The organism is Paenibacillus sp. JNU01 (assembly GCF_059130585.1).
Genome location: NZ_CP169723.1, coordinates 3,549,683 through 3,572,529, shown reverse-complemented (window position 1 = coordinate 3,572,529; position 22,847 = coordinate 3,549,683). Strand labels below are relative to the sequence as shown.

The window sequence follows — 22,847 nt, the reverse complement described above, 5'->3', positions numbered from 1 at the left end:
TGGGATAATTCCATCTATTATGGGAAAATAAGTTTGGAAAGGATCGGTGCAACGGCTAAAGTGAATAATGCGGCGAGCACCATGGAGATGCTGGAGATGGTACCTGTCAGGGAACTCAGTTCAAACGCTTTGGATGTTCCTGTGCCATGGGCACCGGTTCCAAACAGTGTGCCTCGTGCAATTTCCCCATCGATGCGCAGCATCTTGACGATAGAAGGTCCCATAATCACCCCGAGCAGGCCGGTCATAATAACGAAAACAGCTGTCACCGCAGGAATACCGCCGATTGTAGCGGAGACGTTCATGGCAATTGGGGTGGTGATAGAACGTGGGATCAAGCTATGGATCAGTCCTGAATCCAGTTGCAGCCATTTGGCAAGCAGGGCAGAAGACAGCACGGCAACCACCGATCCGGTCATGACACTGAAGACAATCTCGGAGATATGTTTTTTGAGTACATGGAAAAAAGTATAAAGCGGCACAGCAAAAGCCACGGTGGCCGGTTGAAGCAACAGACTCAGCCATTTGCCACCACTGCTATACGTGGTATAATCCGTTCCGGTTGCGAGCAATACGCCAACGACAAGAAGCGGCGTAATGAGCAACGGAGACAGATACACTTTTGGCAGGTTGCGATACATTCGTTTGGCTACCGCATAGATCCCGACGGTTAACAACAGGCAGAGGAATCCAATCATCCAGTGTGACGCTCCTTTCGTTTCGCAATTCGTGTAGCAACGAGTCCTGTGCAGGACATGACCAGGAAAGTGCTAAGTAGTACGATGAATAAAATCTGCAATCCGTCATGCTCCAACATGGGCATATAGTTCATGATGCCAACGGCTGACGGGATGAAAAATAATAGTAGTTCTCCGAGCAGCCATGCAGCTCCAACTTCAATCCAGCGCAGCTTTACGACACGAGTCTGAAGCAGAATGAATAGCACGACCATACCGAGAATCGAACCCGGTACAGGAAGATGGAGAGTACGGGCCAGCAGGTCCATAAGCAGTGAAAAAACCATTAAGAGCGCAACCTGTGCAATACCAAGGCCCCATTTTTTCACTTCAATCCCTCCTTGTATCATCAACGTAATCGTTTAATTTTTTTTGAAAATGTTTCATTTGATATCATAAATTTTACATGGCATTCTTTCATGAGTAAAATGCATATTAAGAATGTTTACTATTCCATTTGTCTATGAGAGGTGGAGATCAACAGATGGATATCCGCCATTTGCAATATTTTCTGGAAGTTGCCCGACAACAAAGCTTCACCAAAGCAGCTGAAGTGCTGTATATCACCCAGCCTACCATCAGCAAGACGGTCAAGAGTCTTGAAGAGGAGTTGGGGATCACGCTACTGGACCGTTATGGCAAAAAGGTGGAATTAACCGATGCAGGCCATGTGTTTTTCCGACAGGCGCTTGAGATTGAAAAATCATTCCGCAATCTGTCATCCGAACTGGACGACTTGATGAATCTGAAGAAAGGTCACCTGCGGATTGGCCTGCCGCCGATGGTGGGGTCCAGCTTTTTCCCCATGATCATTGGTGAATTCCACAAAGCCTACCCGCAGGTGACCATTCAGCTATTTGAGGATGGTGCCAAAAAAGTGGAGGCCGATGTGATTAGCGGTGCACTGGATATTGGCGTTGCCGTTCTGCCAACCGTGGACGAACTGTTGGATCATTTTGTCTTTGTGAAAGAGAAATTGAATCTGCTTGTGCATCCTTCACATCCACTTGCGGGTAAAGATTCGGTTGCGCTGCATGAACTCGAAAACGACGCCTTTGTGTTGTTTCGGGAGGATTTTGCGTTGCATGACCGGATTATTGTGGCCTGCCAGCATGCGGGGTTCCAGCCCAGGGTGGTGTATGAGAGCTCTCAGTGGGATCTGCTCAGCGCAATGGTTGCCGCCAATCTGGGTGTAGCTTTACTGCCGGAAACGATCTGTCGTGAGGTGGACCACATGCGCGTGCGCATTATACCCGTGGTGGAACCGGTGATTCCATGGCAGCTCGGCATGATCTGGCGGAAGGACCGTTATCTGTCTTTTGCCACGAGAGAATGGATCGGATTCACACAGTCGATGCTGGGTGAGTGAGGGAAGCGATTGGAAGGTATTCTGTCGTTGTAGTACCCAGTGTAAATACTCTTTTGTTGAATCAGGATCGTTGTTACAATGGAAGCATAATGATGGTGGAGGTGTACGAACATGAAACTGCGGGTATCCGCTGTACAATACCAATTGCACACAATTAGCTCGTTTGAGCAGTTCGCCGCACAGGCGGAGCATTATATACGGACAGCGAGTGAATACGGAACCGAATTTGTGCTGTTCCCGGAATTTTTCACAACGCAACTAATGTCCATTGGAGACGAACAAGGTAATGCATTGACCATTGAGGATCTGCCGAACTTTACGGAGCAATATGAACAACTGTTCACGTCACTTGCTGCCAAGTACGGTATGCATGTTATCGGGGGAACCCACGTCATTCGCCGTGAGGGAAAGCTGTATAATACAGCTCACCTGTTCTACCCGGATGGTCGCATCGCACGCCAGGACAAGATTCACATAACGCCAACTGAAGTGCAGGAATGGAATATGGCTCCCGGAGATGGACTTGAGGTGTTCGACACCAATAAAGGTCGTATTGCCATGCTGACCTGTTACGATATTGAGTTCCCGGAAATTGTACGCATGGCCAAAGCCAAAGGTGCTGACGTGATTTTCTGTCCTTCCTGTACGGACGATCGTCATGGATTCTACCGTGTGCGTTATACGAGTCATGCCCGCGCGGTGGAGAATCAGGTATATGTGGTGTTAACCGGAACGGTGGGTAACTTGCCGACGGTTGACTTCATGCGTGCCAACTATGGACAAGCCGCAATAATTACGCCGAATGATATCCCATTCCCGCCACGTGGCATTCTGGCGGAGGGTGAGATTAACAACGATATGATTGTGACCGCTGATCTGGATCTGGACTTGTTATATGAAGTGCGGGAACGTGGATCGGTAACGACCTGGCGTGACCGCCGTACTGATCTGTATACCGATTGGGAATAGACAATTCCATTTATTAATGAACAAGACATCGGAACATGTATCAGAATTCATTTGTCAGTGGAAAGGGGCGATCCGGCAACATGTATAGGAAAGAAATGCTGATCACCGACCCGGAGCGGAAGGGTAAAAGGGTAAAAGCAGTCGTCCGCAATTACATTGCAGCCGACTTTGAGGAACTTGTTCGCATTCAGGCGGAGAGTTTCCCTCCTCCTTATCCGGAAGAGCTGCTCTGGAGTCACGAGCAGCTCAACAGTCACGTGCAGCATTACCCGGAAGGGGTCATCTGCATTGAAGTGGATGGAGAATTGGCCGGATCGATGACCTCGCTGCGGATGCAGTGGGACCCTGCACATCCAGCGAGCCATACCTGGTCCGAAGTCACAGATGACGGCTATATTCGTAACCATCAACCGGATGGCAACACGCTGTATATAGTTGATCTCTGCGTTCGTCCGAAGTACCGCAAGTGGGGACTGGCTCAGTTGATGATGCAGGCGATGTACCACCTGGTGATTGCACAGGGTATAGATCGGTTACTGGGTGCAGGCAGAATGCCAGGTTATCATCTGGTTGCAGACCAACTGTCTGCACAGGAATATCTGGATCAGGTGGCCGCGGGAGAGAAGCATGACCCGGTGATATCGTTCCTGCTGCGTTGTGGCCGCATGCCAGTTGGCGTGACCGCAGACTATCTGGATGACGAGGAGTCCTGCAATTATGCTGCCCTGATGGAGTGGCGAAATCCATTTCGATAAGATTTGCTCACCATTACAGATCAAACCCAATTTTGAACGAGTTATGTACACGAATGATTAAAATATACATTCATATCAAGGAGGCATTTATCCATGGAATTCACGCGTATTACATCCATTAACGATCCATTGTTTGCCCAAATGCACAAGCTGATGCAGGAGATCTTCCCAAGGGAAGAAGTGCTGGACTTCCCGCTCTGGGCAGAGCCATTGGAAGATCCAGGTATTCGGGTATTCGTGGCTGTGCACGAGGGACAAGTCGTTGGCGCGACAGAGTACCGTTACTACGAGGATTGGAATGTGGCCATGACGGACTTTACGATTATTGGGCGTGAAGGTCTGGGTATCGGCAGTTTCCTGGCCAATCACCGCAAGCGTGATCTGCAGAAGCTCGCGGCAGCCAACGGGAAGGAATTGTTCGGCATGTTTGCCGAAATCTATAACCCATATCTGAGTCAGGATCACGAATTTGGCGGGATCAAGCCGATGGACCCGTATGTACGCCGCGAAGTATTGTCGCATCTGGGATACCAGCGTCTGGATTTCCCGTACGTTCATCCATCCTGGCAAGGGGATGGGGAAGCGGTTGGCGGCTTGGATCTGTGCTTCATGCCAGGCGATGAGTCACTCAGTGAATTGCCAGCCAGTCTGGTGGCTGATTTCCTGAATCGATATTATGCGGTGCTACCGAACAAACCACAGGAGTGGCTTGCCATGGTAGAGCAATTGACTGCTCGTAAGTCGGTTGCGCTGTTGCCATTGTAATCCGTTGAAAGACCCGAGCCTGGACTAACAGGGTTCGGGTCTTTTTGGTTTATTTTTCAGAACGAAGGAGATCCTCTTTTTATTTGTGTGGGATATGTTACCATTAATATGGAAGATATATGTTTATTTTCATTTTTATTTAAGGAGGGGATTAGATGAGAAAAAGCAGAATTTTGTTCATATCGATGTTCGCTTTGTTTTTAACAACCTGCACTCCAAGTGACGATGCTTCACTACCAGATGTACAGCAGAGGGAACGCAAGGATGCCATAGATATCGAACAAGTTCAGAAGGAAAACGAACTGCTGAAGGAGCAGGTGCGGAACAACCAGAAGGAAAAAGATGAAAAAAAAGCAAAAGAGCGGGAAGAAGTAGAAAGTTTAAGAGAAACGCTGAATATTGCGTTTAAACTGATGGCAGCGATGCAATCTAAAGACTATGCATATCTTGAATCGGTGTCTTCTCCGAACATAGAAATATCGCAGCAGAGCAATATCATTATTTCGAAACGGGATCAGGTAGATTACGAAGTACCTTTTCTGCAAAACGTTAGCCTGAATAATCTGGAGTATCGCGGATTTAATCCGCTGGATTCAGATCGGGTCATTTTACATATGGCTACTGTATGGTCTGATGGAAACGGTGCATTGGATCTCTATTTCATTCGTTCCGAGGAAGGCAACTGGCTCTTTGATGGTCTGCTCACGAATGGATAGGCAACCAGTCTGGCACCGTACAGATAAATAGCGACCATTCCGTCTATGTAAGAGAGGAAGGTCGCCGCATGATGAGTTCGATTGAAAAATAATTATTGTGTAGTCTTTCGATCCGGAAGCTGGCTCAAATAACTGTTGGACAAGTGTGCAAGATCCAATGCTCGATCATACTGTTCCTTGGTTATAAACCGTGAAGAAGAAACCTCATTGTTACTGGATGTAACGATTGCTGGAGGTACCTTGCCCGCCGAAATCTGAGGCGTCTCTTCCGAAGGAACAGCCTTCTGCTCTTGCCCGGTATCCTGTCTGCCCGCATCAGCTAGGGAATAATGCGTTCCGTCCCCGTATCCTTTTGCGGGTATGAAGAGAGAAGCATCGTTTAGAACCGACCCGGAAGGAAGGTAATATCGTTCGGGTAGAAGATTCCCGCCTTCACGCAGCAAATCCTGTCCGAAGTGTAATTGGTCCTCCAATGATACGCCGGTGAGTCCCGCAATCGTTGGCAGAATGTCCACCTGACCTCCGATCTGTTCCAGCTGCACACCCGCGGTTACGCCAGGGGCGGAGATTATGAGCGGAATATTAATCATATCTGCTGATGTGTACTCCCGGCCATACAACTCTTTCATAAGGACTTTGTCATCCCGATCCAGTGAGTAGATGGGAAGCCCCAGGTGATCCCCGTACAAGACGAACACGCTATTTTCCCATAATCCCCGTTCCTTCAGTCCAGCAATCAACTGTCCAATCGCCTGATCGGCATAGTGCTGCGATATCAGATAATCGCCGGGCAACGTATCCTTGTAACGCTCAGGCAGCGTCAGCTTCACCTTATTTTCGGGCAAAGTGTACGGGTGGTGGGCTGACATGGAGATGATATGGGCATAGAAGGGATCACCGGAAGACTGCATGGACTCTAGCTTATCCAGTGTTTTGGAATACAGTACTTCATCCGAGGCCGAGAAGGCGATAGAATCCTGTGTGCCGAAATAATCAATATCATAATACTGGTCGAATCCAAGTGCCTTGTATAACTGATCCCGATTCCAGAATCGGACATCATTTGTATGGAATGTGGCTGTCTGATATCCGTTGGCCGCCATTAGCTTGGGTAGACTCGGCAGCGCTTTATCTGCATATACAGTCGTTGCTGCCCCGTTCGGTGGGGTGTAGAACGAAGTATTCACAACGAATTCGGCATCGGATGTATTTCCCTGTCCCACTTGCTGATAAAAGTTCGGAAAGTACAGGCTCTGTCTAGCCAATTGATTCAGGTTAGGCGTGATCTCCTGTCCATCCACCTCTAATCCAATCAGAAAGTTCTGAAACGATTCCATCTGCAGCATGATCACGTTGCGTCCGCTCGCTGCACCCTGCTCCACAATCGCAGGAAGTGGAGTCGTTTGCTTCAGTTGGTCGATGGCAGCCTGATCAATGTGAGCAACGGGCACAAGTTCATCAGATCGATCCAGGATGGTATACGCCTCGTAACCGAGGATGCCCATCTGTTCTGCTTGTGTAAGTTCACTCATACTGGCCCGATTGGGGTAGATGTTGAGCATGCACAGGATCAAGGAGAGGGTCAGAATGACCGAAGCAACCTGTCTTCTGGCACGTCGTTCAAGCGGAATGCGATTCGGGCGTTCTGTACTCCCGAGCTTGATCCGACGACGAACGAGTATGCCCCCAATGATCAGAACGTCTGCAAAAATAAACAAATAATAGGGGTCAAGCAAAGAGAACATGCAGCTCTTGACCGAAGTCACCTGATTCACCTGTGCCAGCGCGTGATAGTTAACGATTACACCGTAATATTTGTAGTACATGATGGCTGCAAAGAAAATGCCTGAGAGCAGCAAATCCATGGCAAGGTACATCCACATCCGCCGCTTGGCAGCAAACCACTCAATTAGACAGAAGCCGATCCAGATGAGCGGCAATTCGGTCAGCAGAGGTTTCCAGACAGGGATGTCATCGAAGATAACGATCCAGGCCAGTGAGCTTTTGATCATCATGATGATGGTAAAGAATATAAAAGGTCCGCTTAGAAATCGGGTGAGTGAACTGCGTGACAAGGTACCGCCTTCCCTTCCGAAGTTTCATTTAACAAGTATTATCCTATCTCAGCATGGCTGTGTCAAAAATGAAAGCCTTCAACAATGGACGGCAAAAAACCTCTTCCAAGCAGGAAGAGGTGTGAAAAAAAACGTGGGTTACCGCGATAAAAGCCAGATGCGACCCATTCGTTATTCGATCGTGTACGTTGTGACATAAGAAGGTCTGGGGAACATGGTGGGCTTCTGTGCAGTCAGCCCTTCGCTTGTACTGCGGTTTCGGTGAGCGTGGCTATAGGATTGGGATTCCTGCCAGCCTTTGAAATGTTCCTCGGACTGCCACAGTGTAAGTACGACATACGTATCATCCTTGAGAGGACGAAGCACACGAATACCGACAAAACCAGGCTCGTCTTCTACCTTGCGGGCACGGTTCTTGAACCGTTCTTCGAAATCATTACGGCCATCCTCTGTGACAGGGATATTGTTGAGAACAGCGTAACCTCCGCCAGTCCAGGAGCCTGCGGCATCGAAAGCTTCATATGCGGCTACTTTATCATCAGACTCAATATTCATCAGGCGTTCTGCGGATTCAATCGCCAGACGCACATGCTCTTCGCTTCGCAAAGTGAGATGCGGGTACGCAGCAAGTGCATCCGGAATCGGTGAAGGAACCAAATAGATATACATAGAAGCTGCCTCCTTATATAAATACATACAATCCATGTAAGTTAAACTATACGTTTACACGAGAACGCAGAGGACAGAAATAACCTGAAGAAGCGAAGCGTGCACCTGAAAGCTTTCTGTAAGAAAGCTACATCGGAAGCATACGCTATCACTGGATTTTCCCATTAATGGGGATCAAAAAAATCTGGGGATAACAGTGCTCGGAAGGTTGTTCTGTCATCGGAGTGGCAAGTGTAACATCAACTAGTTCAACTTATATAACTCAAGATAGCATATGGGATTGTGCGAGTCCAATCGGTTACATGTATCGGACAGGTGGGCTAATTCCGAGCTGAGTAGTATAGGTTTGCCGCAATAGAAGATAAACAATGAATGACAAACACTGCAGTAATAATGAAAAAGGAGAGCGATATCCCGTCTAGCATAACTACGAGGATCCAAGCCAGAGCAAGACTGATAGTGGTCGCATTCCAGGAGAAGGCTTTTGCTCTCGTGATACAATAGAGGTACCGCTCATCCAGTCCGTTGTGCTTTTTTGCAATCAACCTTGTGAAAAAAATAATGAGTATTGCAAATAACAAACCAGCTAAAATTCCACCGATCCCGATCATCCGATTCAGTGATTCAGAACTCAATATTCTCATCTCCTTCAAAAATAAATAATTCCTCGATCTGACAGCTAAATAATTGGGCAAGCTTGTGAGCAAGAACAAGAGAAGGTTTGTACTTTCCGGATTCCAACGATATGATGGTCTGCCTGGAAACCTTAAGCCGTTGAGACAGTTCTTCCTGTGTGATGTGCATATGTATTCGTTTGTCTCTGATTAGATTTTGCAAGTATATCCTCCCATAAGTAAAGTTTGCTTTACGTAAAGTTAACTTTACTTATGGGAGGGTGAAATGTCAATCTCTCTTTATAATATTTTCACTTCTTAGAGGTGGTGCTGTGTCCAAAAGCATATTTCATGATAAAGTATAATCACTACAAACAGAACGGGTGATCGTATGACAACAACAATTCGGATATCGGTAAGACCTTTGGTGGAGTATGTGTACCGCAGTGGCAGCATACGTCCAGGGTTCCGGACCAATGCCTCGATGCAGGAGGGGACTCGAATCCACCAACGGGTACAGAAGGAGTATACCGAAGAGGATCTGAAAGAGATCGTGCTCGAAACTGAGATCCAACACGGGGATCTGACCTATGTGGTGGAAGGGCGCTGTGATGGCCTGATCCGCTTGGAAGGTCAGTTAACGGTGGATGAGATCAAATCGACTGCGGGCAATCTGGATGATCTGGGAGAAGGATTGCCGGTACACTGGGCGCAGGCCATGATGTATGCCTACATGTACGCTGTTCAGCATGATGAACCACGTATGCAAGTGCAGTTGACGTATGTGCATTCGGTAACCCATGAAGAAAGACGGTTTCGCCGAATGGCAGAACGGCAGGAGCTGGAGCAGTTTGCAGCAGAAGTGATTGCCGGTTATGCGCCATATGCAGAGATGATTGCTGCATATGAAGAAAAGCGGGATATCAGTGTGCGAGAGTTGCCGTTTCCTTTTCGTAAATACCGGGAGGGGCAGCGGAAGTTGGCTGGAGCCGTGTACAAAACGATCCGTGAGGGTCAGGGATTGATGGCCAAAGCACCAACAGGTATTGGCAAAACCATGTCCGTGCTGTTCCCCACGGTCAAAGCCATTGGCGAAGGCGAAGCGAATCGATTGTTCTATCTGACCGCGAGGACGACGACACGGGTGGCGGCAGAAGAAGCTTTTGCCCGGATGCAATCGGAAGGATTGAAGATGCATGTCATAAGTCTGACCGCGAAAGACAAGATATGTTTTAAGGAAGAGGAAGCTTGTGATACGGGGCAGTGTGGCATGTGCGAAGGATATTATGACCGTATTAATGGGGCCGTGCTGGACATGCTGGAACATGAGACGTTAATGACACGCCCGGTTATTGAGCAGTATGCGCGCAAACATCGGGTGTGTCCGTTTGAGTTTTCACTGGATGCGGCATATGCAGCCGATGCGGTGATCTGCGATTATAACTATATTTTTGATCCGCGGATTTCTCTGAAAAGAATGTTGGAAGAGCAGAAACGCAAGACGGTATTACTGGTGGACGAGGCACATAATCTGGTCGATCGTGGGCGAACGATGTTTTCCGCGGAGCTGGAGAAGGCAGTGTTCCTGGATGTGAAAAGGGAGTTCCAGTCGCTGGACAGCAGTGTGCCTGCTGCCAAAGCCATTGTTGACTACACCGGGGCCATTGATAAGTATCTGATTACCCTTCGCCAAAATGGTGGAGATGAGGGGAAAATCATTCAACAGGAGGCACCGGAGGAACTAATTGAACGGCTGGAGCCTTTTGTCATGGTTGCGGAGCAATGTCTTGTTGAAGGTGGCTCGGGGAATGCCGAGACGGATCAGTTGCTGCTCGATGCCTACTTCACGGCACAGAATTTTCTGCGTATTGCCAAGCTGTATGATGAACGTTTTATTACGTATGCAGAGTGTGTACGAAGTGAAGTGCGAGTGAAGTTATTCTGTCTCGATCCTTCGGTGTTGCTTCGTCAGACGGCCAAAGGCTTCCGCTCCCTCATTCATTTCTCGGCAACCTTGTCACCTCTTCGCTATTATCGGGATATGCTGGGTGCAGAGGAAGAAGATTATACGTTGCAGATTCCCTCACCCTTTCAGCGTGAACAGCTAGATGTGAGACTCATGCCCTTATCTGTTCGTTATAAAGACCGGGAACAATCCCGGCGCCCCATTGCGGAGATGCTGCAACAGCTGGTAAGTGAATGGCCGCGCAGTAATCTGATGGTGTTCTTCCCGTCGTATCCTTATATGCGCGAGATCTATGACACCTATGCACAGCTTCCAAGTGAAGCGGATACGGTCATACAGAAGCAGGGCATGAACGAACTGGAACGGGAGCAGTTTCTGGATGGATTCCAGCCGAATCCTGAACGAACACGACTGGTGTTTGCCGTTATGGGTGGTGTATTCTCGGAGGGTGTCGATCTGCCGGGAGACCGCTTGAATGGCGTTGTGGTGGTAGGTGCGGGGCTGCCGCAGATTGGTTTGGAGAACAACGTATTACGTGATTATTATGATCGGACAGGACGCAACGGATTTAATTACGCTTATATTTTCCCGGGAATGAACAAGGTGCTGCAGGCGGGTGGACGGCTGATTCGAACGGAAGAAGACAAGGGCGTGTTGGTGCTGGTCGACGATCGTTTTATCCAAGAACCGTACCGTTCCCTGCTGCCCGAGGAGTGGCGGGACTATAAACGAATCTGATATTGCACCTTCAGAGCAGTTCCAATGGAATCAGGCAAATGCGGAACCAAGGAGTTTAACATTTTTTTTCAAATTTCTTCCCTTACATGATTGAAGGGTAGGGTGAAAGGGTTATAACTTGGTTAGCAACGAACGAACAACGGCGATTACCCTATCCGTTCCGCGGTCCGCTTCGAAAGCAATCAAGGAGGTCGGTTATAATGAAGAGAAATCATACCATGATGCAGTTTTTTGAGTGGCACCTGGCTGCAGACGGAGATCATTGGAAGCGACTGGCTGAAATGGCCCCGGAACTGAAAGCCAAAGGTATTGACTCGGTATGGGTACCACCCGTAACCAAGGCAGTGTCAGCAGAAGATACAGGTTATGGTGTATATGATCTGTACGATCTGGGCGAATTTGATCAAAAGGGTACCGTGCGGACCAAATATGGCACCAAGCAGGAACTGGTGGAGGCCATTGCCGAGTGTCAGAAGAACGGAATTGCCGTCTATGTGGATCTGGTCATGAATCACAAGGCCGGAGCAGATGAGACGGAAGTCTTTAAAGTGATTGAGGTTGATCCCAATGATCGGACGAAGGAAATTTCTGAGCCGTTCGAGATTGAAGGCTGGACCAAATTCACATTTCCAGGTCGCGGCGATCAATACTCCTCCTTTAAGTGGAGCTCCGAACACTTCAACGGTACGGACTATGATGCCAAGGGAGAACGGAGCGGTGTATTCCGCATCGCAGGTGAGAACAAGAACTGGAATCAGAATGTCGATGATGAGTTTGGCAACTACGATTATCTGATGTTCGCCAACATAGATTATAACCATCCGGATGTGCGACGCGAGATGATCGATTGGGGGAAATGGCTGATTGACACCCTCCAGTGCGGTGGGTTCCGGCTGGATGCCATTAAGCATATCAACCACGAATTCATCAAGGAGTTCGCAGCAGAGATGATCCGCAAGCGCGGTCAGGATTTCTACATCGTAGGTGAGTTCTGGAACTCGAATCTGGATGCATGTCGTGAATTCCTTGATACGGTTGACTACCAGATCGACCTGTTCGATGTGTCACTTCACTACAAATTGCATGAGGCTTCGCTTGCAGGCAGAGACTTTGATCTCTCCAAAATTTTTGATGACACCTTGGTCCAGACCCATCCTACCCATGCGGTAACCTTTGTAGATAACCATGACTCCCAACCCCATGAAGCATTGGAATCCTGGATTGGAGACTGGTTTAAGCCGAGTGCCTATGCGTTGACACTATTACGACGTGATGGATATCCGGTTGTATTTTACGGGGATTATTATGGTATTGGTGGTCCTGAACCTATGGATGGCAAAAAAGAAATTCTGGACATTCTGCTGTCTGCGCGCTGCAACAAGGCATATGGGGAGCAGGAAGACTACTTCGATCACGCCAATACGATTGGCTGGGTGCGTCGTGGCTTAGAGGAAATCGAAGGTTCCGGTTGTGCAGTCGTTATCTCCAACGGGGATGACGGTGAGAAAAGAATGTTCATCGGAGAGCATCGTGCTGGTGAAGTCTGGGTGGATCTGACGAACAGTTGTGAGGATCAGATCACCATCGAGGAAGACGGCTGGGCCACCTTCCATGTGTGCGGTGGAGGCGTCTCCGTATGGGCCCTGCCTGAACAGAATGAGGACTGCGCTGACGCTGAGTAACGGCGTATATCAGGCAATATATAAGAAAAGATGCACCGATGGATGATATGAATAATGGTGTATAGATCGATCGATAATCCACCTGAACAGGGGAGCAGGCACTCCTATGTTCAGGTGGTTTTTGCATTTTTCTATGGATGGCCAAAACTCCAACTCAACAGAACGCCTAACAAACTCAGCCCGCCTTATTTACACCAAATTAGCCTTATTGAACTCCTAACGAATCTCAGTAACCTTATTACTGCCAAAAGTGATTTTAATAGCGCCAATTGGAGCAACATCATCAGATTAACGCGTTTGAGATTCGTTAGAATACTGATAACCTCAGATTTTGAATAATTAAGGCTTCTAAGATTCGTTAGCTAAACGTGGGTTAACGCTCTCCATAGGCGTACGAATCAAAGGAACCTGAGTAAACGCTGCCTATGTGTTGGATCTACGTTTACCTACTCCAGTTCAAATGATTCCAGCGTGCCAACCATTCGCAGATCATGATCGCGGTTGAATTGTTCCCGTTTGTCCGCATCCGCGTACTCGTCATGATAATGCATCAACACGGTTTTCTGTCTCACTTCGGCTGGCAGTTGCTCCAGTTCCTTCAATGAGGTATGAGATTTGATCACCAGATCATGCATATGACATTCATGGAAAATCAGCTGCACATCAGCGGCAACTTGCTCCACCCGTTCCTGGTTGAGTGTACTGTCTGCACTGTAATAGAAGTAAGGCTTGGCGATTAACCCATTGCTGACCATACCGGGAACATGCTGCGTCCGAAATGTCTCAAACGTCACACCGCCCAGTTCGAATGTGCCTCCATCTGGCAGGGGAACAACATCGTAGTAATCACTCATGGTACGTTCACCATCCGTTGTGTAGCGCATGCCGGGGGATAGTATGTTCCAGAGCGGATCTACCAATTGTTCATGGATGAACAGACGGGGTTTGCGATCGCCCACGATCTGTGCGTAATAACCCAGCATCTGTACACCATTAATATGATCTTCGTGTAGATGTGAAATGAAAACATTGTGGATATCGGTCATGGGGAACCCATATTCCTTGAGTGCTTTGGCATTTGATTCCGGAAAATCAATGACTAGATGCGTGTCTTCGAATTCAGCCAACATACTATTGTGGTGCTGTTCCACGCTGAACATATCTCCTGTGCCGAGAAAAGTAATTTTCATTCAAATTCATCTCCTTGTGTAATCTTCAGATCAGCATCCTTGCGTTAAATCCAGTATACCTTGTTCCCGAATATATGCCTAAATCAACCTTTTTTGATAACGCTATCATTTTATATTGAACTTTGATGGCAAACAGTGTAGCGTAAAGATGGGAAGTGAACCCATATGAACGTAAACTCACCTAAAGGGAGCGTGCGAGGCGAATGAAATCTTTTCTGGATGAACAATTTTTGCTGCATAATGAAACGGCGGTCAAGTTATATGAGGATTATGCCAAAGACATGCCGATTATTGACTATCATTGCCACCTCAGTCCTCAGGAGATCTACGAGAACAAAACCTTTGGCAATCTTACGGAGGCCTGGTTATACGGTGATCACTATAAGTGGCGGCTTATGCGCGCTAACGGAATTGAAGAGCAATATGTAACTGGCGGCGAAGGCGTGACCGATTACGATCGTTTCCTGGCTTATGCGAAAACAGTGCCTATGATGATTGGTAATCCGCTGTATGCCTGGTCTCACTTGGAATTACAGCGATATTTCGGCGTTTACGAAGTATTGAACGAGACTAGCGCACCAGCTATATGGGATAAAGTAAATGCCAAATTGAACAGCGACGGATTCGGTGCACGTGATCTGATTACCAAATCCAATGTCACTGTTGTATGCACAACCGATGATCCTACCGATTCTCTGGAGTATCATCTAAAGATTCAGGAGATTGAAGGCTTTGATACGGCGGTATTGCCTTCTTTCCGCCCAGATAAAGGACTGGAATTGAACCGGGATACATTCACCGAATGGGTGGGCAAGCTGTCGCAGGCATCTGGCACTGCCATTTCAGATTATGAATCCTTCCTTACTGCGCTGGAGTCCCGGGTGGAATTCTTCCATTCCGTCGGTGGCAGAGTCTCTGACCATGCACTTGATTATGTTCCTTACGGTGTGGCTACGCGAGAAGAAGCGGGTGAGATTTTTGCGAAGGCACTTGCAGGTCAGAAGGTAACTCGTGAGGAAGAGGACAAGTATAAGACGGTCACATTGACGTTCCTCGGCAAACTGTATGCAGAGCGCGGTTGGGTGATGCAGTTCCACATTAATGCAGCCCGTAACAACAATACACGGATGTTTGCCAAGCTTGGGCCGGATACCGGTTATGACGCCGTGAATGATACACCACTGTCATCAGCAATGATTGGATTGCTCGATGCGTTAGAACAGCAGCAGGCGTTACCCAAAACGATTCTGTATTCCTTAAATCCAAGGGATAATGAAGTTCTTGCAGCGATCATCGGCAGTTTCCAGGGCGGTGGTATTCCGGGCAAAATCCAGCTTGGTGCAGCATGGTGGTTCAATGATACGAAGGACGGCATGCTCGCCCAGATGAAGGCACTTGCGAATGTGGGTCTGCTCAGCCGATTTGTCGGTATGCTGACTGATTCACGCAGCTTCCTGTCGTACACACGGCATGAGTATTTCCGCCGCCTGGTCTGCAATCTCATTGGTGAATGGGCTGAACAGGGCGAAGCACCGCAGGATATGGAGCTGCTTGGTCAGATCGTACAGGGCATTGCCTACAACAATGCAAAAGAATATTTCCCGTTTGCCTCAGTGCCTCAAACGGTCTCTGCTTCAAAGTCATGATAGGTGATGCGTGATGCTCAACAAGTTCATCTAATTTTGCAATAAGAGAGGCTACCTTGTTTCTTCATTCCATATGTATAACAATGCTCCCATTAAGTACACCGGGTATTCATCTACCGGAGTATTGGATGGGAGCTTTTTTGAGTTTCCTTCCTGATATTGCGCACAATAACTATAGCCAGCTCCAATGACGGCAAAATGACAAAGCCAATAACGAAGCGGTTATAAGCGTTTAGTATGGGTTACTCTTGGTTATTTTTAGTTGTTTGACTTTCGCTTCCTGCGATAATATACTTAGTACACCTAATTAATTGCATATCTATTTAATTGCGATGCTATTTAATAGGTGTCCTATGATATTGGATATCTATGCATTAATAAAGAAAGAGGGAGGAATCCAATATGACTGGTATAGATCCGGTCGCTCAGAAGCTTTTATACTCCATCATGCAGTTTAATAAAGGCAAGTGGAGGCAAAATAAACCTCATGGGCGCAATCATAATGAAATTATGGTGCTTGCTTGTTTGCTGCATGGTACCCATCCAGGAGAACGTCTGGACTGGCGGGATAATCCGCCAGATTTTGAGAGAGAACTGAATGAGAGTCGCCCAGGACTTAAAGTATCGGAAATCAGTGCGTTACTGCGGGTGAAATCACCAACAATAACCCCGGTTATTCGTGGGCTTGAGGATGAAGGGCTTGTCGAACGGACCATGGACCCGACGGATCGCCGTGCTGTGCGTATCACCATTACAGAGGCAGGGCGGAACATTATTCGGGCGGCACATGAGGAGCGCATGCAAACGTTCAACCAGCTCGTCGAGCATTTGGGTGAGGAAGAAAGCATTCAATTGACGGAGTTGTTGACCAAGGTTTATACCTTTTTTGATACAGTGGTTTTCCAACAGACGGAGACGTCCACACAAGGAGATGATACGCCATGATGAAACTGTTTCGCATGCTGAAGCCTTATCGAATACCGATTATCTTCATTCTGGTATTGGTACTGTTTCAGTCGCTTGCCGAATTGTACCTGCCTACGTTAATGGCGGATATCGTGAATTTTGGCATCATTAAGGGAGATGTCCCTTATATTTGGCAGATTGGTGGATGGATGTTGGTCATTGCGATTGGCGGAACAGCGTGTTCAGTGATCGCCAGTTACCTCTCCTCCCGCACTGCGGGTGGATTTGCCAAACAACTTCGCAGCAGAGTATTCCGCCATGTGGAGAACTTCTCGCTCCAGGAGTTCGATAAGATGGGTACGGCTTCCCTGATTACGCGTACGACGAATGATATCACGCAGGTACAGAACGTACTTACGATGATGCTGCGCATGATGATTATGGCTCCATTGATGTGTATCGGTGGTATCTTCATGGCGGTCTCGCAGGACGCCAAATTATCTACGATCTTCCTGGTCGTGCTGCCTGTACTGGGCGGAGCCATTGCGCTGATTGGTTCCAAGGGTTTACCTTTGTTCAAAACCATTCAGAAAAAGCTGGACCGCCTCAACCTGGTGCTGCGTGAGCAGTTAACAGGGATTCGTGTCGTGCGTTCCTTTAACCGTGGTGAGCATGAGCGCGTGCGCTTTAACGGGGCCAACACGGAACTGAGAGATTCTTCTATTAAAGTTAATGTGCTCATGGCGACCATCATGCCTGTTATGATGCTGGTTATGAACTTTTCGATGATTGCCATTCTTTATTTTGGTGGAATGCGGATTGACAGCGGCAATATGAACATCGGTGCATTGATTGCCTTCATTCAATATGCCATGCAAATCATGTTCTCACTGATTATGGTTTCCATGATCTTTGTCATGATTCCAAGAGCTTCAGCATCGGCAGAACGGATTAACGAAGTACTTGATATGCAGCCGGATCTTAGCAACCCCGAGCAGCCTCGTGGCATGAAATCCATGCAGGGGATGATTGAGTTTGACCATGTAACTTTCCGTTATCCGGGCGCAGAGAATCCAGCGTTGTCCGATATATCCTTCACAGCTCGTTCAGGTGAGACAACAGCCATTATTGGGGGTACGGGTTCCGGGAAATCGACATTGCTCAGTCTTATTCCACGATTCTATGATGTGACTGAAGGCAGCGTTCGGGTCAATGGTACGGATGTGCGGGAACTTCGGCAGGAAGATTTGCGGGCCAAAATTGGCTTTGTGCCACAAAAGGCAGTCCTCTTCACGGGTACAATTACGGAGAATATCCGTCACGGGAAAGACGATGCCACAATGGATGAAGTTGTTCATGCGGCTCGTACGGCTCAGGCAGAGAACTTCATTACCGAGATGAAAGATGGATATGACAGCCTAATTGCACAAGGGGGTAACAACGTGTCTGGTGGACAAAAACAACGTTTGTCCATCGCTCGCGCACTTGTTCGCCGTCCGGAAGTCTATATCTTTGATGACAGTTTCTCTGCCCTCGATTTCAAAACGGATGCTAAACTTCGTGCTGCGCTGAAGTCCGAAACGACAGAAGCGGCTGTGCTGATTGTTGCCCAGCGTGTAAGTACAGTAATGGATGCCGATCGTATTCTGGTTATGGATGAGGGACGAATTGTCGGTTCAGGAACACATAAAGAGCTGCTGGAGCACAATGAAGTATATCGCGAAATTGTATCCTCCCAGCTGACTGAGGAGGAGATCGCATGAGTGATCATACAGAAAAACATAAAGCACCCCGTGCCTCTCGCGGACCGGGACCCGGTCCGGGTATGGGCATGCGACCTCCCGCTGAGAAAGCAAAAGATTTCAAAGGCACACTGCGGCGTTTGATTCGTTATCTCCAGCCCCACAGCTCTCGTCTACTTGGGGTGCTGGTTGCTGCCATTCTGAGTACCGTATTCAGTATCATCAGTCCTAAGATCATGGCCCAAGGTACGGATATTCTTAGTGAAGGCGCCATTGCCATCCTTCAGGGTGTGCAGGGAGCCGGGATTGATTTTCCTGCATTGATGAAAGTATTATACCTGCTTGGCGGGCTCTATCTGTTCAGTGCTGCATTCATGTATATTCAGCAATACCTGATGGCTGGTGTAGCCCAACGTGTTGTCTATGACATGCGTGAGCAGATCAGTGCGAAGGTTGGACGCCTTCCTTTGAAATATTTCGACTCCCGCACGACTGGGGAGACACTGAGCCGTGCCACGAATGACGTGGACAATATCAGTAATACCCTTCAGCAAAGTTTGGCACAGTTCATTACGTCCATCGTCACGATTGTCGGCGTAATTATCATGATGCTGACGATTAGTCCATGGATGACCTTGATCACGATTTTGACACTGCCACTCAGTGTCGTTGTTGTTATGCTGGTCGCTTCCCGTTCGCAAAAACACTTTGCAGGCCAACAGAAGTCCCTCGGGGAACTGAATGGTCATGTCGAAGAGATGTACACGGGACACAAGGTTGTCAAAGCATTTGGACGCGAAGAACAATCGGTACAGCAATTCGAGAAGGTCAATGAAGAGTTGTATGAATCCGGCTGGAAAGCCCAGTTTATCTCGGGTATTATTATGCCGCTCATGAGTTTTGTCGGTAACCTGGGTTATGTACTGATCTGTGTGGTCGGTGGGATCTTCGTTACTCGCGGATCTATCTCGATCGGGGATATTCTGGCCTTTACACAGTACTCCCGTCAATTCACACAACCGATTAACCAGATTGCTAATATCTCTAATATCATTCAATCGACGATTGCATCGGCAGAACGGGTATTTGAGTTGCTGGATGAAGAGGAAGAAGTTCCGGAGTCCAAACAACCCGTGCAACTACAGCAACCTAAAGGTGCGGTTACATTCCAAGGTGTTAATTTTGGATATAAAGAAAATGAACTGCTCATTCATAACATGAACATTGATGTAAAACCGGGACAGACCGTAGCCATTGTTGGACCAACGGGAGCCGGTAAAACGACCCTGATCAACCTGTTAATGCGTTTCTACGAAATTCAGGATGGTCGGATTACGATTGACGGTGCCGACATTAAGGACATGGAGCGTGGCAAGCTGCGCAGTCTGTTCGGCATGGTGCTTCAGGATACCTGGTTGTTCAACGGAACGATTCGGGACAACATCGCCTATGGTCGAGAAGGTTCTACGGAAGAGGATGTCATCAAGGCAGCCGTTGCGGCACATGCGGATCACTTTATTCGTACACTGCCTGATGGATACGACACGGTGCTGAATGAAGAGGCGTCGAACATCTCTCAAGGGCAGAAACAGTTGCTGACCATTGCAAGAGCGATTCTGGCGAACCCGGCTATTCTCATTCTGGATGAAGCGACGAGTAGCGTGGATACACGGACTGAAGTATTCATTCAGAAAGCCATGAATGATCTGATGAAGGATCGCACGAGCTTTGTCATTGCACACCGTTTGTCCACCATTCGCGGCGCCGATCTGATCCTGGTGATGGATCATGGTAACGTGATTGAACAGGGAAATCATGAGGAATTAATGGCGAGTCAAGGTTTCTACGCGGATCTGTACAATAGTCAGTTTGCAGAGCAGCAACCGCAGGCGATCTGATTACAATGTAAATAACAAGAATAGCCGGGAGCCTCCTAGTAGGGGTTCCCGGCTATTTGTCGTATATCCAGACGAATGGATTCTAATGTGGGGCTGATTGGATTCGTTATCCATAGTCCAGGCTAACGAATCGTTGACACCTTATATGGAGGATTATTAAGCACTCCCAATTCTAACGAACTTGAGACATGTTATTTCTCGTATAAGCAGCACAAAACGGTAAAATAAACTGCAGATTGAGGAAATAAAGTGTCTACGATTCGTTAGAACGACGGAAGGGCTGAAAATAACCAAATAGCGTGTGCTCGCTTCGTTAGATTTCATGTCATCTGTTAAGTTGAAAGGTATTCATTCATTGGCACACATCGGTATATATCATGACACATTGGTATACATCATGCCTTGCTCCAGTAGATTTGAGCTGCAATGTCCCTTTTCGTTTCAATATACGGAAGCTGAACCTTACCCTTACGCTACCTAATCCGAGGCCCGAGTACTCACCTGATAAAGAAATATAGAAATCTACCCGCGGGCCAAGCGAGTCCACTTAGCGACTGTCAGACGACTCCTTTGCAGGTTCATCTGCACCATCTGGATCGTTACGGGTAGACGATTTTACGTCCAACTCCTTTTCATCACTTTTAGCTTCCTCCAGTGCAGACGGAGCGGGTTCACCCGGGATCAATTCGCGCTGCTCAATCATGCGTTTGACGACTTCATAACAGTCATCGACATGTTTGTTACCCACATATCGCATAGCTGTGAAGCTGAGTGCAGCAGCCAGTCCCTGTCCAGCAAATGGGACAAATTTGGCAACGGACTTAGTAGCTACGCGTACGCCAACTCTTTTCAAAACCTGGACAACCAGTTCTTTCGTCACCATACGTCCGATGACTTTGCTTCCGATGGACATGACGAATCCATAGATCATGGATTTGGTCTCGGGGTCCATGCCGTCCAACTGTTTTTGGGATAATCCGAATTTATTGTTAATGGCAGGCAACAGCTGCATCAGCATCCCCACATCAGCCAGTACGTCTGTACCGGGCAGCGGAACGAGTGTTGTACCGGCAGATGCGGTAGCTCTTTTGCGAACCATGGTACGGCATTCCTTGCGAACTTGCTCCAATTGTTCCAACGTTGCCGGAATCATAGGGAATCCCTCCATTCGTATATGGTATAGATATAACCGTTTTGAATCGTTTTGAATGGGTTTTCACCAGCAAAATTTGCAGCCTTATGACATTAAGGTGCGGAGAAACCCTTTTTTCCATGCATACATCTGGTTAAAAAAGGAAGTGGTTTGTAAGATCAACGATTTATCTAAATAGTTGATCTTATATAGCTTTTACGAATAAATGAGGATTAGGATGCATATCTGATTGGGGAACCTATTTGGAATGATGAGTGCTTAGCGCAGGGATTGTTTATGGATTCAACCTTCTTGGGTAAAGGTTAACAAGCATTAGAATGGAGGAAGAGAAGGATGGAGTTTAACAAAGCATTGTTAATTCATCATCATCATTCAGGCAAGGCCAATCGTGAGAATACAGTGGGTCTCGTGGTTGGTGTGCTGGCCCCCGCTGTCCATGAACTCGTCATTGTGCGTACCGATGAGCCGGGCGAAGGAGAGAAGTTGTGTCGTGAACGCGGTGAACAATTCGATGTGGTGTTTATTCTGGGTGGGGATGGCACGGTGCATGAATGCGTGAATGGACTGGCTGATCTGCAGCATCCTCCGTTAATTGGCATATTGCCTGGAGGCACCTGTAATGACTTTGCGCGTTCGCTCGGCATTTCACCCGATGCAGAGACTGCTGCACAAGAAATGCTCGCAGGTCGGGTAGTATCTATTGATGTTGGACGAGCCAATGATCGGGTGTTCACGAACTTTTTTGGTATTGGCTTGATCAGTGATGCATCGCAGAATATTAACGAGAATCTGAAAGGCACGCTGGGTAAGCTCAGTTATTTCATCAGCACGTTGCAGACAATTAGTCACACGGAGCCGTTTCGTTATCAATTGGAGGCAGATGGGAAAGAAATGGAAGGCGAAGCGGTAATGATCTACGCAGCCAACGGCCGTTTTCTGGGAACGAATGCCCTGCCTTTTGCACCGGATGCATTGCAGGATGGGGAGCTGGACGTACTCATTATTCATGAGACAGGCATCCCGCTGCTGCGAGAGATCCTGTCACATAAGCCCGAGGGAGATTGGCAACCCCAGAGTGAGAGCATTTCATACTTCAAGGCATCTACGCTAAAAGTGAACACAGATACGCCGATGTCAGCTGACACGGATGGCGAATTGTATATGAAGACACCCGCCGAGCTGTCGGTGCTCACGGGTCATCTGAAGTTTCTAACCGGGGAGGTGTACTAACTCCCTGGTTTTTTGGTTTAATTTTGG

19 protein-coding genes are annotated in these 22,847 nt (G+C 47.8%); 12 read left to right on the top strand and 7 right to left on the bottom strand.

The features are described from left to right. Positions 1-17: 17 nt before the first annotated feature. Entirely contained in the window at positions 18-698 is a 681-nt protein-coding gene (locus NLBNIHML_RS15510; RefSeq protein ID WP_339238508.1) for an LrgB family protein, read from the bottom strand. After that, positions 695-1,066 carry a CidA/LrgA family protein gene (locus tag NLBNIHML_RS15505; protein WP_017691758.1) on the bottom strand — a complete coding sequence of 124 codons (372 nt, stop codon included), beginning with the start codon at positions 1,064-1,066 and terminating at the stop codon, positions 695-697. Before NLBNIHML_RS15505 ends, NLBNIHML_RS15510 begins: the two co-directional genes overlap by 4 nt. 155 nt (positions 1,067-1,221) lie before the next feature. On the opposite strand from NLBNIHML_RS15505, the gene cidR reads away from it, so the two are divergent. From cidR to NLBNIHML_RS15480, 5 genes are all read left to right on the top strand, one after another. Beyond that, positions 1,222-2,106 (top strand): cidABC operon transcriptional activator CidR, encoded by an 885-nt coding sequence (cidR, locus tag NLBNIHML_RS15500; RefSeq protein ID WP_339238506.1) that lies wholly within the window; start codon positions 1,222-1,224, stop codon positions 2,104-2,106. A gap of 111 nt (positions 2,107-2,217) precedes the next feature. Next, positions 2,218-3,075, top strand: coding sequence for a carbon-nitrogen hydrolase family protein (locus tag NLBNIHML_RS15495; RefSeq protein ID WP_494352234.1), 858 nt, complete (start codon positions 2,218-2,220; stop codon positions 3,073-3,075). A gap of 80 nt (positions 3,076-3,155) precedes the next feature. Continuing rightward, positions 3,156-3,830: a GNAT family N-acetyltransferase gene (locus NLBNIHML_RS15490; protein ID WP_494352233.1), complete on the top strand. Its 675-nt coding sequence runs from the start codon at positions 3,156-3,158 to the stop codon at positions 3,828-3,830. A 93-nt stretch (positions 3,831-3,923) separates the two neighbouring features. Next, positions 3,924-4,595: a GNAT family N-acetyltransferase gene (locus NLBNIHML_RS15485; protein ID WP_339257813.1), complete on the top strand. Its 672-nt coding sequence runs from the start codon at positions 3,924-3,926 to the stop codon at positions 4,593-4,595. A gap of 155 nt (positions 4,596-4,750) precedes the next feature. Then, positions 4,751-5,311, top strand: a complete 561-nt coding sequence (locus NLBNIHML_RS15480; RefSeq protein WP_494352232.1) for a hypothetical protein — start codon at positions 4,751-4,753, stop codon at positions 5,309-5,311. Between the two features lie 92 nt (positions 5,312-5,403). Here the strand turns inward: NLBNIHML_RS15480 and NLBNIHML_RS15475 are convergent, their stop codons facing one another. From NLBNIHML_RS15475 to NLBNIHML_RS15465, 3 genes are all read right to left on the bottom strand, one after another. Continuing rightward, positions 5,404-7,386: an LTA synthase family protein gene (locus NLBNIHML_RS15475; RefSeq protein WP_494352231.1), complete on the bottom strand. Its 1,983-nt coding sequence runs from the start codon at positions 7,384-7,386 to the stop codon at positions 5,404-5,406. A 171-nt stretch (positions 7,387-7,557) separates the two neighbouring features. Then, the gene (locus NLBNIHML_RS15470) at positions 7,558-8,055 is read right to left on the bottom strand and encodes an antibiotic biosynthesis monooxygenase family protein (RefSeq protein ID WP_494352230.1); all 498 of its coding nucleotides are present in this window, start codon (positions 8,053-8,055) and stop codon (positions 7,558-7,560) included. Between the two features lie 624 nt (positions 8,056-8,679). Further along, on the bottom strand, positions 8,680-8,859 hold the full coding sequence (locus NLBNIHML_RS15465) for a helix-turn-helix transcriptional regulator (RefSeq protein WP_494354715.1): 180 nt from the start codon (positions 8,857-8,859) through the stop codon (positions 8,680-8,682). A gap of 201 nt (positions 8,860-9,060) precedes the next feature. On the opposite strand from NLBNIHML_RS15465, the gene NLBNIHML_RS15460 reads away from it, so the two are divergent. Beyond that, entirely contained in the window at positions 9,061-11,373 is a 2,313-nt protein-coding gene (locus NLBNIHML_RS15460) for an ATP-dependent DNA helicase (RefSeq protein ID WP_494352229.1), read from the top strand. Between the two features lie 200 nt (positions 11,374-11,573). Further along, entirely contained in the window at positions 11,574-13,055 is a 1,482-nt protein-coding gene (locus NLBNIHML_RS15455) for an alpha-amylase (RefSeq protein ID WP_494352228.1), read from the top strand. Between the two features lie 446 nt (positions 13,056-13,501). On the opposite strand, the gene NLBNIHML_RS15450 is transcribed toward NLBNIHML_RS15455, so the two are convergent. Beyond that, complete coding sequence (locus NLBNIHML_RS15450) at positions 13,502-14,245, bottom strand: MBL fold metallo-hydrolase (RefSeq protein WP_472475854.1); 744 nt, start codon at positions 14,243-14,245, stop codon at positions 13,502-13,504. A 203-nt stretch (positions 14,246-14,448) separates the two neighbouring features. On the opposite strand from NLBNIHML_RS15450, the gene uxaC reads away from it, so the two are divergent. The 4 genes from uxaC to NLBNIHML_RS15430 all read left to right on the top strand — a co-directional run bounded on the left by uxaC (position 14,449) and on the right by NLBNIHML_RS15430 (position 20,437). After that, a complete protein-coding gene (gene uxaC / locus NLBNIHML_RS15445) occupies positions 14,449-15,891 on the top strand; it encodes a glucuronate isomerase (RefSeq protein ID WP_494352227.1) in 1,443 nt (480 codons plus the stop codon). 402 nt (positions 15,892-16,293) lie between these two features. Then, the gene (locus tag NLBNIHML_RS15440; protein WP_339238482.1) at positions 16,294-16,836 is read left to right on the top strand and encodes a MarR family winged helix-turn-helix transcriptional regulator; all 543 of its coding nucleotides are present in this window, start codon (positions 16,294-16,296) and stop codon (positions 16,834-16,836) included. Continuing rightward, positions 16,833-18,560, top strand: a complete 1,728-nt coding sequence (locus NLBNIHML_RS15435) for an ABC transporter ATP-binding protein (RefSeq protein WP_339257805.1) — start codon at positions 16,833-16,835, stop codon at positions 18,558-18,560. The genes NLBNIHML_RS15440 and NLBNIHML_RS15435 overlap by 4 nt, the downstream gene beginning before the upstream one ends. Next, positions 18,557-20,437 (top strand): ABC transporter ATP-binding protein, encoded by a 1,881-nt coding sequence (locus tag NLBNIHML_RS15430; RefSeq protein WP_494352226.1) that lies wholly within the window; start codon positions 18,557-18,559, stop codon positions 20,435-20,437. The genes NLBNIHML_RS15435 and NLBNIHML_RS15430 overlap by 4 nt, the downstream gene beginning before the upstream one ends. 547 nt (positions 20,438-20,984) lie before the next feature. Here NLBNIHML_RS15430 and NLBNIHML_RS15425 read toward each other — a convergent pair. Further along, positions 20,985-21,590 (bottom strand): hypothetical protein, encoded by a 606-nt coding sequence (locus tag NLBNIHML_RS15425; RefSeq protein ID WP_494352225.1) that lies wholly within the window; start codon positions 21,588-21,590, stop codon positions 20,985-20,987. Positions 21,591-21,923: 333 nt separating this feature from the next. On the opposite strand from NLBNIHML_RS15425, the gene NLBNIHML_RS15420 reads away from it, so the two are divergent. Further along, positions 21,924-22,820: a diacylglycerol/lipid kinase family protein gene (locus NLBNIHML_RS15420; protein ID WP_339257802.1), complete on the top strand. Its 897-nt coding sequence runs from the start codon at positions 21,924-21,926 to the stop codon at positions 22,818-22,820. Positions 22,821-22,847 lie beyond the last annotated feature (27 nt).

What these genes read in the sequence shown, in the direction of transcription:
- NLBNIHML_RS15455 (WP_494352228.1), top strand. Translation starts at nt 11,574, where the DNA reads ATGAAGAGAAATCATACCATGATGCAGTTTTTTGAGTGGCACCTGGCT.
- NLBNIHML_RS15510 (WP_339238508.1), bottom strand. Translation starts at nt 698, where the DNA reads ATGATTGGATTCCTCTGCCTGTTGTTAACCGTCGGGATCTATGCGGTA.
- NLBNIHML_RS15465 (WP_494354715.1), bottom strand. Translation starts at nt 8,859, where the DNA reads ATGCACATCACACAGGAAGAACTGTCTCAACGGCTTAAGGTTTCCAGG.
- NLBNIHML_RS15470 (WP_494352230.1), bottom strand. Translation starts at nt 8,055, where the DNA reads ATGTATATCTATTTGGTTCCTTCACCGATTCCGGATGCACTTGCTGCG.
- NLBNIHML_RS15425 (WP_494352225.1), bottom strand. Translation starts at nt 21,590, where the DNA reads ATGATTCCGGCAACGTTGGAACAATTGGAGCAAGTTCGCAAGGAATGC.
- NLBNIHML_RS15440 (WP_339238482.1), top strand. Translation starts at nt 16,294, where the DNA reads ATGACTGGTATAGATCCGGTCGCTCAGAAGCTTTTATACTCCATCATG.
- NLBNIHML_RS15495 (WP_494352234.1), top strand. Translation starts at nt 2,218, where the DNA reads ATGAAACTGCGGGTATCCGCTGTACAATACCAATTGCACACAATTAGC.
- cidR (WP_339238506.1), top strand. Translation starts at nt 1,222, where the DNA reads ATGGATATCCGCCATTTGCAATATTTTCTGGAAGTTGCCCGACAACAA.
- NLBNIHML_RS15485 (WP_339257813.1), top strand. Translation starts at nt 3,924, where the DNA reads ATGGAATTCACGCGTATTACATCCATTAACGATCCATTGTTTGCCCAA.
- uxaC (WP_494352227.1), top strand. Translation starts at nt 14,449, where the DNA reads ATGAAATCTTTTCTGGATGAACAATTTTTGCTGCATAATGAAACGGCG.
- NLBNIHML_RS15435 (WP_339257805.1), top strand. Translation starts at nt 16,833, where the DNA reads ATGATGAAACTGTTTCGCATGCTGAAGCCTTATCGAATACCGATTATC.
- NLBNIHML_RS15420 (WP_339257802.1), top strand. Translation starts at nt 21,924, where the DNA reads ATGGAGTTTAACAAAGCATTGTTAATTCATCATCATCATTCAGGCAAG.
- NLBNIHML_RS15490 (WP_494352233.1), top strand. Translation starts at nt 3,156, where the DNA reads ATGTATAGGAAAGAAATGCTGATCACCGACCCGGAGCGGAAGGGTAAA.
- NLBNIHML_RS15430 (WP_494352226.1), top strand. Translation starts at nt 18,557, where the DNA reads ATGAGTGATCATACAGAAAAACATAAAGCACCCCGTGCCTCTCGCGGA.
- NLBNIHML_RS15480 (WP_494352232.1), top strand. Translation starts at nt 4,751, where the DNA reads ATGAGAAAAAGCAGAATTTTGTTCATATCGATGTTCGCTTTGTTTTTA.
- NLBNIHML_RS15460 (WP_494352229.1), top strand. Translation starts at nt 9,061, where the DNA reads ATGACAACAACAATTCGGATATCGGTAAGACCTTTGGTGGAGTATGTG.
- NLBNIHML_RS15450 (WP_472475854.1), bottom strand. Translation starts at nt 14,245, where the DNA reads ATGAAAATTACTTTTCTCGGCACAGGAGATATGTTCAGCGTGGAACAG.